The 15124-nt window shown below is 50.5% G+C and carries 10 protein-coding genes; 9 read left to right on the top strand and 1 reads right to left on the bottom strand.

The window, feature by feature from the left end:
* Nucleotides 1-44: 44 nt before the first annotated feature.
* From ACFQ0N_RS21740 to ACFQ0N_RS21710, 7 genes are all read left to right on the top strand, one after another.
* Complete coding sequence (locus ACFQ0N_RS21740; RefSeq protein WP_379330100.1) at nucleotides 45-1853, top strand: cache domain-containing sensor histidine kinase; 1809 nt, start codon at nucleotides 45-47, stop codon at nucleotides 1851-1853.
* Complete coding sequence (locus tag ACFQ0N_RS21735) at nucleotides 1834-3345, top strand: response regulator (protein WP_379330098.1); 1512 nt, start codon at nucleotides 1834-1836, stop codon at nucleotides 3343-3345. The genes ACFQ0N_RS21740 and ACFQ0N_RS21735 overlap by 20 nt, the downstream gene beginning before the upstream one ends.
* 199 nt (nucleotides 3346-3544) lie before the next feature.
* Nucleotides 3545-5236 (top strand): extracellular solute-binding protein, encoded by a 1692-nt coding sequence (locus ACFQ0N_RS21730; protein WP_379330096.1) that lies wholly within the window; start codon nucleotides 3545-3547, stop codon nucleotides 5234-5236.
* A 25-nt stretch (nucleotides 5237-5261) separates the two neighbouring features.
* Entirely contained in the window at nucleotides 5262-6158 is an 897-nt protein-coding gene (locus tag ACFQ0N_RS21725) for an ABC transporter permease (RefSeq protein WP_379330094.1), read from the top strand.
* A gap of 14 nt (nucleotides 6159-6172) precedes the next feature.
* Nucleotides 6173-7057: a carbohydrate ABC transporter permease gene (locus ACFQ0N_RS21720; protein ID WP_379330092.1), complete on the top strand. Its 885-nt coding sequence runs from the start codon at nucleotides 6173-6175 to the stop codon at nucleotides 7055-7057.
* An 18-nt stretch (nucleotides 7058-7075) separates the two neighbouring features.
* Nucleotides 7076-9193 (top strand): alpha-L-rhamnosidase-related protein, encoded by a 2118-nt coding sequence (locus ACFQ0N_RS21715; RefSeq protein ID WP_379330090.1) that lies wholly within the window; start codon nucleotides 7076-7078, stop codon nucleotides 9191-9193.
* A 146-nt stretch (nucleotides 9194-9339) separates the two neighbouring features.
* Nucleotides 9340-11457, top strand: a complete 2118-nt coding sequence (locus tag ACFQ0N_RS21710; RefSeq protein WP_379330088.1) for a hypothetical protein — start codon at nucleotides 9340-9342, stop codon at nucleotides 11455-11457.
* 184 nt (nucleotides 11458-11641) lie between these two features.
* Here the strand turns inward: ACFQ0N_RS21710 and ACFQ0N_RS21705 are convergent, their stop codons facing one another.
* Nucleotides 11642-12898, bottom strand: a complete 1257-nt coding sequence (locus ACFQ0N_RS21705) for a plasmid pRiA4b ORF-3 family protein (RefSeq protein WP_379330086.1) — start codon at nucleotides 12896-12898, stop codon at nucleotides 11642-11644.
* A gap of 268 nt (nucleotides 12899-13166) precedes the next feature.
* Between ACFQ0N_RS21705 and ACFQ0N_RS21700 the strand changes: the two genes are divergently transcribed.
* Entirely contained in the window at nucleotides 13167-14060 is an 894-nt protein-coding gene (locus tag ACFQ0N_RS21700) for a permease (protein ID WP_379330084.1), read from the top strand.
* 19 nt (nucleotides 14061-14079) lie between these two features.
* Entirely contained in the window at nucleotides 14080-15102 is a 1023-nt protein-coding gene (locus tag ACFQ0N_RS21695) for a TIGR03943 family putative permease subunit (RefSeq protein WP_379330082.1), read from the top strand.
* The last annotated feature ends 22 nt before the right edge of the window (nucleotides 15103-15124 follow it).

Genomic DNA, 15124 nt, shown 5'->3' with positions numbered 1-15124 from the left:
GTAATAGATTATATGTTATAAAGCGTTTACACAGGGGGTGCTGCATGTCGTACCGTTTGATCCTCACCCATTTGAAATTTAAAAACTGGCCTTTTGCGCTGAAATTATCTGTGATTATTTGTCTGATCGTATTGATTGTCATTACAGCTATAAGCATTAATTCGTACCAGTTATATAAGAAATCGATGCAGGAGCAAGTGGAGGAATTCGTTCCGCGGATGCTTGCCCAGATTAACCGAAACCTGGATGACTATGTGAATGAGATGCTTACAGTATACCGGACGATTCTGTCGCCCCCTTACAATCAGTTTCTCAACGGCTTTTTCAACAATTCGCAGGAAGGCGGCAATGAGCGGGATATTTTACATACGTTTAAGCTGAACCAATCGCTTGTCGGCGTTGTCCTGTATACGGCTTCAGGCAGCGCTTATGTCAGGTCCGCCGAGGCAGCCAGCTGGATGGACGCCACTTATGAGAAGGAGCCGTGGTTTCAGGAGCTGCAAAGCGAAAAGGAGGAGCCGTCTGTACTCGGCATTATCCGCCAGCAATATGTCGTGAACCAGCCATATACGTTTTCGATCGCGCAGCCGATTCACGATGCGCAAGGTAAGATAGCCGGCGTTCTGATGCTGCTTGGTTCTTTGGAAGCGGTGAAGCAGATTGTGCAGCAGATTGATTTCGGAGAAGGAGCCTCCATCGATATAGTGGATAGGCATGATCGCATCGTCTATTCCTCCGGTTCGGATAAGACAGGCAGCCTGTGGCAGCCTTTGGAGGGGTTGTTCCCGGATAAGACGAAGGCCGATTCGGGGTCTCAGTTAGTATCCGTAGGCGATAAGGATTACGTCATCAGCTACGACAGCTCATCGAACAGCCGCTGGAAGGTTGTGAGCACGATTCCGCTGGACAATTTAAGCAAGCGGGCCGGGACGGCTCAATCACGATTCGCGATTTGGTCGCTGGCCGGGTTTGCCGCAGCGGCCATCATAATTTCACTCATTTCGTACGGGATGACGAACCAGCTGCGGCTGCTCAGCCGGCAGCTGCAGCCAGAATCGGATTTGCTGCCAGAAGAACTGTCCGGGGCAGAACGCCGCGACGAGATCGGACATTTGTCGAAAGCGTTCCGCGATATGAAGTACCGGATTCATAAGCTGGACAAAGAGGTGCTGGAAGCGAAGCTGCTGCGGCGGGAAGCGGAAATCCAGGCGCTGCACAGCCAGATGAATCCTCACTTTTTCTATAACGTTTTGGAAACGATCAGGATGACACTTGTGAGGAAGCAGCCGGAAAAGGCGGAGGAGGCATTGATTGCCCTTGGCCAGCTCGTGCGTTATCAAGCGGCAAAAATGGCCGATATGGTCCCCGTGCATCAGGAATTGAGCTTTATTTCAAACCTGCTCAGCATCCAAAAATTAAGATTCGGCGATCGCTTGCATGTCGATTACCATATTGATCCGGAATCTCTCGATTGCCACATACCGGGTTTTCTGATTCAGCCGCTGGTGGAGAATGCCTTAAAACATGGTATCTCCGATTACGATTTTACGCTTCAAATTGTCGTCAGGGTGCAAAGGGATGAATCCGATCTGGTCATACATGTGATCGATGAGGGAATGGGGATGACGCCCGAGCGTTTGGAGCATGTTCTTCATGCGATGCGAGAAGACGGGACGGCAGACAACCGCATCGGGCTGACCAATGTGTATCAGCGAATAGCTCTTCTTTATGGGGGGCGCGGGGAAATCCATATTGAAAGCGCGGAAGGCTCCGGGACGATCGTCATGATTCGTGTGCCTGCACAGCATCCGTCTGATGGGGGGAAAATGAAGGATGAACATCTTGATTGTTGACGATGAGGAAGAAATTCGCGAAGGACTTTGCATTATGATAGGCGATTTGCAGAAAAAGGGGGTACAGGTGCAGGTAGTCGCCGTTTGTTCTGACGGCTATGCTGCTTTGAACGAGATGATGGGCCATCCGGTGGATCTGGTCATTTCCGATGTGCGGATGCCTGGAATGGACGGGCTGGCGCTGACGCAAACGATTGCGGAACGTTATCCGGAGACGCAAATGATCATGCTCAGCGGATATTCAGAGTTTGCTTATGCCAAACAAGCGATGCGCATTGGCGTAGCCGATTATCTTGTGAAGCCGGTGAACGGCGGCGATTTGGAAGCTGCCATTCGTCTAATCGGACGCCGCTCCGCTCAAAAGCGGGCGCAGTCGGCACCTTGGACCTGGGAACAATTTGCCGGTGATGAAGCTCCTTGCAAAGCGGTCGTCGTCTGCGACCCCGATGAAACGTCAAGCTTGCGGGCGCTGCAGTTCGGGACGGTTCAGACGCTGGCATGGATGTTTCACAAGACGCTCGGCGAGGTGGCCGAAAATATAAAAGGCGTTCGTTTCATTCAGGAGAGCGGCAAGCGTGAGTCCAGCAATGTTGTATTGGGTGTTTGTGCGCCATCCGATGCAGAGCTGGACTATGCGCTGCAGCAGTTTACGTCAGAAGTGCGGCAGTTTTGGATGGACAAAGTCCGTATTCCTGTCAGCTTCGGCATTGCGATTATCCCGCCGGAGCACGGCCGGGAGGAGAGCAGAACAGGCTATACGGAAGCATGTACGGCATTATTGCAAAGGCTGTGGAACGGAGGCGGCGTATGGCGCTATTGTCCGAAGGAGCCTGATCGATCTGCGGCTGCCAGGCTTCCGCTGAAGCAGCTTCAGTCAGCCTGGGATGTCGGCGATTATGACGGTTATTTGACAGCATTAACGGCAAGTGTCCAGACGCTTCTGCAGCAAAACGAAAGTCAGCCGCTGCTGCATGGCGTGGAGACGATCTTGCTCCCGCTTATCGATAAGCTGCAGCTTTTCCAAGCTGCAACTGCGGGAGCGGCGGCCCGCGATCTGGCCCTTTTTATGGAGAAGCTGTTATGGACGCGCAACCGCGACGATTTGTGCCGGTCCATTTTGGAATGGGTCAATGTTCTGATTGAGAAGACGTCGCCAGAGAAGCAGGAGGGCCAACTGCTGGGCAGAGCGAAGCAATATATCCGCGATCATCTGCATGAGCCGATGACGCTGGCCGATGTTGGACAGGCGATATTTGTCAGCCGCCACTATTTGAGTCGGCTGTTCCGGGAGCGGGCAGGCACAACCTTTCTTGAATATGTGACCGAGCTGCGCATGGAGGAAGCGAAACGGCTGCTGAAGGAACCGGGTATTAAAATCTATGAAGTCGCCGAAAGAGTCGGTTACGGCAACTGGAAAAATTTCAGCCGCATCTTCAAAGAGCGGACAAACTACGGCCCTGCGGAATACAGGGCGAATCTATCACCAGATTAACCCGCTTTCGCAGCGGATCATTTTTTTAGCGAGTTTCAACATAAGGATAACATTTGAACCTTTTTAGCAAGAAAGAAGTCTATTTCCGCTTTGGCACTTTTTATAAAATAGACGTGTACAGTACAAGTTTAATCTCTACTGGGCAGTGCACCGCTACACCATGGGCGAAATTACAAAATGAAAGGGAGAGTGTAAGTAAATGGGGCGTCTGGGATCAAAATTGCTGCTGTCGGTTTTTGCTGCTGCGCTGGTCTTGTCGGGCTGCAGCACCAAACAAAATGAAGAACCGCCGAAGCCGGAGACGGAAAAAGGAAGTAGCACAAATGCCGGGACAAATAGCGGAGGGAAAGAGGGAGCTCCCGATAAGCTGCCCGATAAATATGATCCGGGTATTGAGGTGACGACAGTCGTATCTACGTATCCGACCACCAAATACGCGGATGGTGACGATATGAACAACAATCCGTGGACTCGTATGCTGGAGCAGGAATACGGCATTAAAGTTAAAACATTATGGGGAGTGCCTGACGATCAGTATGAGCAAAAGCTGAACTTGAATATTACGTCCGGCGAGATTCCCGATTTTTTTCGCGCCACATCCGCGCAATTCAAGCAGCTAAATGAAGCAGAACTGCTTGAGGATATGACGGAAATTTACGCCAAGTATGCGACCGACAACGTGCGCCAAGTGATCGATGAAGCGGGTCCTGAAGTGATGAAAGCGGCTGCGATTGACGGCAGGCTGATGGGCATTCCCTATACGGGGGTTGTAAAGGAATCGGCATCCATGCTTTATGTACGCAAAGACTGGCTGAAAAAAGTCAATTTGCCTGAACCGCAAACGATGGACGATGTCCTCAAAATCGCTGAAGCCTTCGCCACCCAGGATCCCGACGGCAACGGCAAAGCCGATACGTACGGGTTGATGGCCGATAACGAGCTTGGCGGGCTCGACGGCTTTTTGAACGGCTACCATGCCTATCGCGGCATCTGGCTGAAGGACAAGGAAAACCAGCTTGTATACAGCAGCATCCAGCCGGAAATGAAAACGGCGCTCGGCAAGCTGCAGCAGCTGTACCAGGCGGGTGCGATCGATCATGAATTCGGCGTGAAGGCCGGCGGCAAAGTGAATGAAGAGATCATTGCCGGCAGAATCGGGATGTTCTACTCTGCCATGTATGCGCCGGGATGGCCGCTCCAGCAAAGCATAGACAAAGATCCGAACGCAGAATGGCAGGCTTATCCGATGCCGTCGGCCGACGGCAATCCGGCGCTAGCTCCGCACGGCCTCAATGTGCATGCCAGTTCTTACTGGGTAGTCAGGAAAGGAGCGGAGCATCCGGAAGCGATCTTCAGAATGATGGACGCCTGGCTTGATCTGCAGTTTCTGAACAAGTCAGATGAATTGTTCAAGAAGATGATTACAGGAGAGAACGGCTCCGGCTGGACGATTAGCCCGATCAAAATGTACCGCTCCTTCAATAACGTAAACAACCATTTGGCGCTTGTGCCTTACTTGAAAGGGGAAGAAACGGATAAGGCGAAGCTGACTCCCGACCAGCGCAACCTGCTTAAAGCGGTGGAGAAATACCTGAACGGGGACAAGACGAACTGGTCGGCCAACGCCATTTGGGGCATTGGCGGTACGGGCAGTGTAGTCGATAACTATTTGAAGAAAAATCAGTTTTTGGCTGACCAGTTTTTCGGCTCGCCGACACCAGCCATGGTAGATAAAGCGGAAGTGATGAAGAAGCTGGAGATCACGACGTTCACCAAAATTATTCAGGGCGCCCCGCTGGAGGAGTTCGATACCTTTGTGGAGCAGTGGTACAAGCAAGGGGGCGAGCAAATTACGAAGGAAGTGGGCGAGTGGTACGCCCAAAATATTTAATGCAGTCGGCAAGGAGTGATGGGGAATGCATCAAAACCGGAAGCTGCAGAGGCCATTATATTTGATGCTGTTGCCCAGTGCGGTTATTGTGTTCATCTACAGCTATATCCCGATGTTCGGCCTGATTATGGCCTTCCAAAAATTTATTCCGGTGAGAGGCTTCGGCGGCTCGCAATGGGTCGGTCTCGACAATTTTAGTTACATGTTTTCGCTTCCGGATACGATGAACGTATTTTGGAATACGCTGTTTATCGCTTCGATGAAAATTGTCGCCGGACTGATCGCCCCGATCATCGTCGCTTTGCTTATTAATGAAGTGAAACGGCGGTTCGTGAAACGGACGGTGCAAACGTTAATTTATTTGCCCCATTTTTTGTCCTGGATCATATTCGGGGGCATATTGATCGACATTTTGTCGCCTTCTGAGGGAATGGTCAACGAACTCATTCAATGGTTCGGCCTGAAGTCGATTTTCTTCCTTGGCGACAAGGACTGGTTTCCGTATACGCTGGTGCTGACCCATACATGGAAAGAGTTTGGCTTTGGCACTATCGTATATCTGGCTGCGTTGTCCGGGATTAATCCGGCGCTGTACGAAGCGGCAGTCATCGACGGAGCGAGCCGGTGGCGGCAGACGTGGCATATTACGCTTCCCGGCATGCGCCCGATTATCGTCCTGATGCTGACGCTCAGTCTCGGTTCGGTGCTGAGCGCAGGCTTCGAGCAAGTATTTACATTGTACAGTCCGCAGGTGTATGAAACCGGCGACATTATCGATACGATGGTTTACCGCATGGGTCTGGTGAGCATGCAGTACAGCAATGCGGCTGCAATCGGGCTGATGAATTCCGTTATTTCGTTTATATTGATTTGCATTTCTTATTATTTGGCTTACCGGATCGCGAATTATCGGATCTTCTAGGGGGAGAGGGCGACGTGGTTGAAGGTATTTCCATCGGCAAAAGAGTATTTTCCGCTGGCAACTATATTTTTCTTTGTTTGCTGGCGTTAAGCTGCCTGCTGCCGATCGTTCATGTCATGGCCGTCTCGCTCAGCTCTGCTGAGGCGGCTGGGGCGGGAGCCGTCAAGCTTTGGCCGGTCAAATTTACGCTTTCGTCGTATGAATATGTATTGCAGGACGACGGTTTTTTGCGGGCTTTCGGCATTACTGTCCAGCGGGTGCTGGTCGGCACGGCGCTTAATTTGGCGCTCATCGTACTGACGGCCTATCCGCTATCGAAAGAAACGAGTGCGTTCCTCTTTCGGACCGCGATCGCCTGGTATTATGTGTTTACCATTTTGTTCGGCGGCGGACTGATCCCGTTTTATATGACGGTCAAAATGACAGGTCTGATCGATTCACTGTGGGCGCTTATTATTCCCGGCGCCGTTCCTGTATTCAGCGTCCTGCTTATGCTGAATTTTTTTCGCGGCTTGCCGAAGGAGCTTGTGGAGGCCGCCTTTATAGACGGGGCTGGACATATGACGGTGTTATGGCGAATATTCGTGCCGTTGTCCAAGCCGGCGCTGGCCACAATAGCGCTGTTTTCGATGGTCGGCCATTGGAATTCATGGTTCGACGGGCTGATCCTGATGAACAATCCGGAGCATTATCCGCTGCAAAGCTTTTTGCAAAATATGGTGATCAAGCAGGATTTTCTTACTGCCAACGAAAGCGACATTCAATTGCTGAAGCTGCTGTCAGACCGCACGCTGAAATCGGCGCTTATCTTTTTGGGCACGCTGCCGATTTTGCTTGTCTATCCTTTTTTACAAAAGTATTTCATGAAGGGCATTGTGCTGGGCAGTGTGAAGGAATAACGGGAGGTGAATGGACAAATGGAAGGCTTGTTACCCGGGCGGGACAAGGTAAGGGCAGAGCAGGATGCAGCAGGGGCGACCTGGATCTGGTACCCGGGCGATTTTGAGCTCGGACTGCATTATAACGTATCGATCCGCCGGCAGGAGCGGAATAACGCTTATCCGCCGCCGTGGCGGCTGGATTCCTTTTATGGCAGCGTGAAGTTTTACAAAACGGTCGATTTAGCCGAGGATGAGGAAGTGCTGCTTGCCTGTGAGGGGGAGTGGAATGTCAGCCTGGACGGCGTGATCGTATATGATGCGGCAGAGCGGCTGGTCATACCGGCCGGGAAGCATGAAGTAATCATATCGGTGGCTAACCGGGACTCCGTGCCGGCTATCTATATGCAAGGCAAGACGTTAAGAACGGACCGCTCCTGGCTCGTCTCCTGCAACTCCCGAAAATGGGCGGAAGCCGGGCATTGGAATTTCAACCGGGCTGAAGATCGTCCTTCCGGCTACAAGCTGGAGACGACCGAAATCGAGCCGGTGCATTGCGAGGGGGACGAGAACGAGCGGAAAGGTCTGGCCGACTTTGGCCGGGAAACTTTCGGTTATGTCAGGCTGCGCCGGGTTCGAGGGCAAGGGAAGGTTACTCTTTATTATGGCGAATCGCTGGAGGAGGCTGAGGCAACCGCTGCCTGTGAAACGTTGGACCGTTCTGAACTGAACATGGGCGATATTGAACAGGACTATACGATTCCCGCATCCCGGGCATTTCGCTATGTGCATTATGAATGCGAGTCCGGTGTGCAGATTGGCGGCATTTCCGCCTTGTACGAATACCTTCCGCTGGATTACCGCGGGAAGTTCCGCTGCTCCGATCCGCAGTTGAACGACATATGGGACGTCGCCGCTTATACGCTGCATTTGACGACGAGGGAATTTTTTCTGGACGGCATCAAGCGGGATCGCTGGGTATGGTCGGGCGATGTGTATCAGAGCGTGCTGATGAATTTCTATTTATTTTTCGATGCGGATGTTAACCGGCGAACTTTAATCGCAGTGCGGGGCAAAGACCCGGTGGAAACGCATCTTAATCATATTTTGGATTATTCGTTTTATTGGTTTCTCGCACTGTACGATCATTATCAATATACCGGAGATGTCCAGCTGATCCGGCAGCTGTATGACAAAATCGGCTCGCTGCTCGATTATTGTTTGCAACGGCGCAACGAAAACGGAATGGCCGCCGGCCTTCCCGGCGATTGGGTATTTGTCGATTGGGCGGAGATGGATAACGGCGGAGAGGTATGCTTCGAACAGGTGCTGCTGTGCCGCAGCTTGGAAGTGATGGCGGAGTTTGCCGATCTGATGAATGATGCTCTGCGGGCGCAAGATTGCCGGAGAGAGGCCGCCATGCTGAAAAAACGGGTGCTGGAGCTGTTCTGGGACGATGAGCTGGGCGGACTGATCCATAGCCGCAAAGATGGAAAGCCGGATCGCCATATGACTCGTTATGCCAATATGTTTGCGCTGATGCTCGGTTATTTGGATGAATCGCAAGCGGCTTCGGTGAAAGACAAAGTGCTGCTCAATGAGCAGGTGCAGAAGATTAAAACGCCGTATATGCGGTTTTATGAGCTGGCTTCCTTGTGCGAAATCGGCGAGCATGCGCATGTGACGGATGAAATCCGCAGCTATTGGGGCGGCATGCTGAAGCTGGGCGCGACATCGTTCTGGGAGGAATACGATCCGCAGGTGCAGGGAAGCGATCATTACGCAATGTATAGCAGACCGTTCGGCAAAAGCTTGTGCCATGCCTGGGGGGCGTCGCCTCTTTATTTGCTTGGTAAATATTATTTGGGCATCAAGCCGGTGGCGCCGGGGTATGCAAAATATTACGCGGAGCCCCAGCTCGGCGGTCTCGACTGGATTGAGGGAGTTATTCCGATGCCGGGCGGGCAAATAGAGGTTTACATGGACAGCCGGACGATTAAATTGACTGCGTCATCCGGGGAAGGTGTGCTCCGCTTCCGCAGCGACGAGCCGCCGTCCTGTCTCCAGGGGACGATCATTGAAATCGACCCGGATCAGGGGACATTTGAGCTGCAGCTTGAGCCAGGCACCACCTATGAAGTTTCCTGCAAAGCTTGACGGGGCCAGAACGGTATTGAACAGTATTGAGCTGTATCGTCTAAAGTGATATTTGGAACAAGGGGTCTTTGGGGGATTTTCAGGACGCCTTGTTCTCAAATATACGGCTTGAATGCCGAAAACCATTTGAATGGAGGAAGGGATGGATGATGAAAGTATCAAAAGCAGGGTTTAATTTTGTAGTCATTGCACTGTCGCTTTTTTTGATTACGCCAATTGCAAGCGCTTACCATGGGCACTCGGAAAATTTTCCGATCGGAATATTTTGGAACCCGGGCCCGGCGGAAGCATCCGATGCCAAGTTTGCGGAAATCGCGGATATGAACACGAACTTTATTGTCAGCACCAACTTTACGGATACGTTCGAAGAAAACGACGCCATGCTCGATTATGCCGCCGACAACGATTTGCAGGTGCTGGTGAGCGACGGCAGGCTGGTTTTTAACGACAGCCAAGAGGCAGCGCAGACTGCCGGTGGCGGAGTTCTGCCGGTAAGCAGCGCCGCTTCCGTAGGACAAACGATCACTTCCTTGAAGCCGGCCTGGAGCACTGTCCAATTGCGGACGGCCCCCGGCGGCCTGCCTGCCGGCGTTACGCTTACGCTAAGCATGTATAGCGATGCGGCCAAAAACGGCAAAATTATGTCGGATTCGATAACCGGCCCGGTTTCCGGGGAACAGCTTAATTTTGATTTTTATACGACGATTGCTGAAAATCATCCATACTACATTGAATTGACAAGCAATAGCGCTACACCTGTTCAAATTGTAGTGAGCACTGCGAACGTTTATGCCGGCGGACAAGCCTATGCCAGCGGCATTTCCCAGCCTGGTGCCGATCTATGGTTCAAGGCGATGTTCTCCACCCGGGCTTATTTCGACGGGCAAGCGCCCGCGGATGCAACGATCGATGAAATCGCCCAGCATTACAAAAACCATCCGGCGCTTATGGGCTACAATCTTATCGACGAACCGGGGGCCGGCGCCTATCCCATGTTGAAGCATGTGGCGGACCGTTTTAAGGCAAACGATCCGGGGCATATGTCCTTTGTGAATCTGCTGCCGATCTATTCCGATCCGACACAAAATTTTGAAACGATTACGAACTATACCGGCGATTTCGTTTCATCTTCCAATCCGTTAGGACAAACGTTCAAAACAAAAGCAAATGAAACGCTCATCCGCTACATTTCCTTATATATCGATCATTCTACCTGGTCTTCCGGCGAGCAGCTTACGCTGTCGCTCTGGAATTCGCCGGCGAAACAAACGCTGATTGCCAGCAAAACGTTAAACGGCGCCAGCACGATCTGGATTCCCTTTGAGCTGAATGCGGCCGTCAGTCCTAATACTTCTTATTACTGGGAGTTGACCCACAATGGCGGCGGAGACGATTCGGTAGGCTGGGTTGTTCGCTCCAATCCGGGCAACGACTGGTATCCGGACGGCAATGCTTATATTAACGGGCAGCCGGTCGCCAATTCCGATTTCAGGTATGCCGTCAATCAGGGAGTTCTTGCCCAAGCGTACGAGGAGTACGTCAATCGATGGGTGAACCAGCATCCGGATGTGCTTGTATTCGACCATTATCCGTTCCGGGTCGATGGTGAACGAAGCAGCTATTATGAAAATCTGGAAATTATCCGTCGGCAAGCGCTGCAGGGCCAAGTCGATTTCTGGTCCTACATCCAGTCTGTCGGCATTCAAAACGACCTGGTAGCGCCGACCGAAAATCAGATCAGATATCAGGTCTATACGAATCTGGCATACGGGGCCAAAGGATTAATATACTTCACCTACCAGACGCCGCCTGCCGACTGGGGCTTCCATGACGGCCTTATTTTGCCGGACGGGACCAAAAATGCGTCTTATTATGGAGTAAAAAACATCAATGCCGAAGTGATGAATTTGGGTTGTTATTTGCAAAGCCTGACCTCGCAAGCTGTCTATCATACGGGCACAATTCCGGAAGGGGCAACCGCGCTGCCGAATGACTTTTTCATCCGGCCGGCCGATTCCTCGCAGCCGCTTGTGATCAGCTATTTCAAGGACGAGAATGGCAAAAAATATGTGTTCATCGTCAACCGGGACACGGCCAATTCCCGCACGGTTACCTTCCAGGTCAATCCGAAACCGGGCCAAATTAAAGAAATTTCCAAGGCGACCGGCAAAAAGATCAACGCCAATTATAATAAACAGGCCGGAACGCTGACGGCAAGCTTCGCAGCGGGAGAAGGGCGATTATTTTTAATGGCAGGGAACTAAACAAGTGCCTTCGCAACGCGAAGATCCCCTGTCTACGTCTTCATTGAGCTTGACTTCACTGCAGAAAATCGCCGTTCTTAAGTTTGACGAAGGGGCAGCCATCACACCAAAACGCTCTAGTACTTATTGGTAACTAGAGCGTTTTGGTGTCTTGTCAAGCAGGTAAAATGGCGGCAATATTCCTTTAATAGTATTGCGCGGGCGATTTTCCCTTCTCTTCAATTGTCCGAGGCTTTGCTTTCCGTGTATCGGTGGTCAATAATTCCTCTACTGTTACTGTAAATTCCCATTCGTCGCCGAAATCAAAAAGATATAAAAAGGATTGCCCAGCCGATAAATTGAGCTCTCCAAGACGAACATCGGTTACAACCGGAGTATCGCCTGCATCAGGAGAGTAGAAAGCGTATTTGGACGACCAAGTCTTCCCATCCATGAAAAAGGCATATAGGTGGTCATCGTCGAACTCGAAAGCTTCCTGGATCGCCATGTGCAAATCATATAGTGTGAAGTGTGAGGAAAGCTGGATGCTTCTCCAGCAATTTGGCCGGAGGGCAATCTTCAGCACATAAGTCCCGTCAAAAAATGCGCTTGTTTCTCTCGGCAAAGATTGTACCAGTTCTCCTTTTGGGAAATAGTGAGTCATCGCATCGATGAAAAGCTCGGGCTCCCATTCCTCATCGTCGCCTGGCAGCGGTTCTCCTGGATTGCCGCGCAAATCGCCTTTTTCACGCCGCATAGCCAGATTCCAGTAGCTAAGCTCTCTCGAATAATAAAGCTCTATACCAAGAAAATAAAACAACGGGGCGGGGGTGAGCGTCTTGACTTCATAATGAAATTTTCCGAACAAAGCAGACTTTTCCTCGTCTTTTGTCATCTCCCAGAAACCGAAATAACAGAAGTAATGAACGAAATAACCAAAATTGCTAAAGAGATGCAAGAATGATCCGCTTTTATCCTTACTTGCTACAATCGTATTTCCGGGCGGGACTTGTTCCAATTCCCGAAATACCAGATCAACAATAATAGACATACCGGATCTTGCTTCCTTTCCCCTTATATCTTCCCAATCGCAATCGATCCAGAGTGTTTCGAGCAAAGCCATATATTTTTCAGCAGTAGTCAACTGGTAGAAAAGCGGCAGCCGTTCTGTTGGGAGCAATGCCTGTTGGCCTTTTGGCTGCTGTTCTTTTCGAAAAAGTTTAGCGGCTAGCCCTAAATGGTAGAATAGATGCAGCAGTGGATAGGAAATCTGATCGGAATAGGCTGTAACCTGCTGTTCCGGCGCTGCCATCCGTTCATTAATTGCCTGCAAAGCTTTGCGCGGCAGCCATTGCTGTGATTTTGTAAGCAAAATCGGATGTTTTTCCACATATTCTGCATAGGCGACAAAATCTTTTACAATGGGTGCGATCTCCTCTTCCGTGATTATACTTTTTGGCATAAAATCCACGATCTCCCCTCGAGCCGAATAAGTCTGCAAGCAAGCGATAACTCTTCCTCGCCTTGTAGTTGCCAGCTAATATATAGCTAAAGGATATCAGAGCAAAAACCCTTCGTCCATTCTTTGCTTGTACAAATTAAAGTTGACAAGTATAATCGTAACTATTACACTTTGTTTCAGTTGTGAAGACGATTGCTCCCTGGACCAGGTTGTAAAATAGTAATTATTACTTATAGCAAAGGGGCATTAGATTATAGGAGGAGTAGGCTTGCAATCCTTTATCACTTTTAAAACGGTATTGCTCGGTATTTTGCTTGAGACATTGCCCTTCTTGCTGTTAGGGGTTATCGTCTCGTCTTTTATGCATTTGTTTATATCGGAATCGTTTATTCGCAAGTATACGCCGCGCCATCCGCTGCTAGGGATACCGTTTGCCTGCATACTCGGTTTTTTGTTTCCCATCTGCGAATGCGGGCTCATTCCGATTGTGAGAAGGTTAATCACCAAAGGAATGCCGCTGTACGTCGGAATTGTATTTATCGTCGTCGGCCCGATTGTCAATCCGGTGGTGCTGGCAGCGACCTATGTCGCTTTCCGCAATCGTTCGGAAATGATTTATTCCCGCATGGGGCTGGCACTGGTTGTCGGGGTGCTGCTTGGTTGTATTGTCTATCTGTTTATGAAAGGAAACCCGCTAAAGCCGGCTCCCCAGCATGAGGTTTTACATAACCATCATCACAGCGCGCAAAGCCAAAATAAATTTTTGGCGATGATTGACCATGCCGGCAACGAATTTTTTGATATGGGCAAGTACGTTATGCTGGGCTCCATTTTGACCGCAGCCATTCAAAGCTTCCTGCCGAGAAGCAGTCTGCTTGAGCTCGGACAATCCGAGTGGAGCTCCGTTCTCTTCATGATGGGCTTTGCATATATTTTGTCGCTCTGTTCGACCTCTGACGCGTTCGTCGCCTCATCATTTGCGACACTTTTCTCAAGCAGCTCCATACTTGCATTTCTTGTGTTTGGTCCGATGCTGGATTTTAAAAGTACGTTAATGCTGTTTGCTGTCTTCAAAAAGAAATTTGTGATTTTGCTTTCTTTGCTCATTTTTATTGCTGTACTTGCAGGCTCGATGATAGTAGGAGAGGTATTTCATTTATAGTAGGGAGGCTGATCTGAACATGAAAGTAAAAGCGGCTACGGTTCATTATTTGTTGCGCTCGCTGGTGCTTGGCAGCTTGTCCTTCCTGATTGTCAGGCTGGTGCAGGATGGAAAGCTCCAATATTACATTGCTCCGCGAACCGAGCTCTATGTGAAGCTATCGGCGCTGGTTTTGTTGGGCATTGCCGCTTGCATGCTTTTTATCGCCGTGCAAAATCAGTTTCCCGAACAGAATGAGTGCGGGTGCAATCATCATACTGCACCATCGTGGGGAAAAAGCGCGATTATGTACAGCATGTTCATTTTGCCTTTGGTGCTAGGATTTTTCACTTCAGATGCCATATTAGGCAGCAATATTACAGCGTTAAAAGGGATCAATCTCTCCACAAGCGGCAGTACAGCAAGTACAGTCAAGACCGCTCCCGCCTTCAGGGAGGCGGCTCCCCTAGACCCCGAGCCTGAAGAAGAGAAGAGCTTCCAAGAAAACGAGGCTGCTTCTGACAACACAGATTCCGCTTCCGAACCGGATGTCGTTCCCGAGCCGGATACCGCTCCCGAAGCGGATGCGGATCCCGACCCGCTGGCGAAGCTGTTTCCTTATGACGAGTTTTCGAATATGCATGCCAATCTGGGCCGTAAATTGTATGGCCAGGACAAGATCGTAATGGAAGAGCGCGGCTTCATGGAGGTGCTGACGGCACTCGATCTGTATACCGAAAATTTTATGGGGAAAACCATTGAAATTAGCGGCTTTGTATATCGTGAGGACGATATGTCTGCCGAGCAATTTGTCGTATCACGCCTGGCGATGCAGTGCTGCGCGGCTGATACAGAGCCGTACGGTATGCTGGTTAAGTATAAGGAAGGAAAGAACTTGACGAACGATACATGGGTACGCGTTACCGGGAAGCTGGGGACAACGATATACCGCGATCGCGAAATTATGGAGCTGGCCGTTGACAAGGTTGAAAAGATCGCCAGTCCGGAGTCGCCGTATGTATATCCCGATTATGACTATTTTGAACAGATGCTTGAGGAGTGAATGCTTTCAGGGGGGACGTCGA

It is taken from the genome of Paenibacillus sp. GCM10027626, assembly GCF_042676285.1.
Taxonomy (GTDB): domain Bacteria; phylum Bacillota; class Bacilli; order Paenibacillales; family Paenibacillaceae; genus Paenibacillus_Z.
The sequence above is the reverse complement of the archived record's forward strand: the minus strand, read 5'-3'. Positions and strand labels throughout refer to the sequence as shown.

What these genes read in the sequence shown, in the direction of transcription:
- ACFQ0N_RS21740 (WP_379330100.1), top strand. Translation starts at nt 45, where the DNA reads ATGTCGTACCGTTTGATCCTCACCCATTTGAAATTTAAAAACTGGCCT.
- ACFQ0N_RS21735 (WP_379330098.1), top strand. Translation starts at nt 1,834, where the DNA reads ATGAACATCTTGATTGTTGACGATGAGGAAGAAATTCGCGAAGGACTT.
- ACFQ0N_RS21730 (WP_379330096.1), top strand. Translation starts at nt 3,545, where the DNA reads ATGGGGCGTCTGGGATCAAAATTGCTGCTGTCGGTTTTTGCTGCTGCG.
- ACFQ0N_RS21725 (WP_379330094.1), top strand. Translation starts at nt 5,262, where the DNA reads ATGCATCAAAACCGGAAGCTGCAGAGGCCATTATATTTGATGCTGTTG.
- ACFQ0N_RS21715 (WP_379330090.1), top strand. Translation starts at nt 7,076, where the DNA reads ATGGAAGGCTTGTTACCCGGGCGGGACAAGGTAAGGGCAGAGCAGGAT.
- ACFQ0N_RS21710 (WP_379330088.1), top strand. Translation starts at nt 9,340, where the DNA reads ATGATGAAAGTATCAAAAGCAGGGTTTAATTTTGTAGTCATTGCACTG.
- ACFQ0N_RS21705 (WP_379330086.1), bottom strand. Translation starts at nt 12,898, where the DNA reads ATGCCAAAAAGTATAATCACGGAAGAGGAGATCGCACCCATTGTAAAA.
- ACFQ0N_RS21695 (WP_379330082.1), top strand. Translation starts at nt 14,080, where the DNA reads ATGAAAGTAAAAGCGGCTACGGTTCATTATTTGTTGCGCTCGCTGGTG.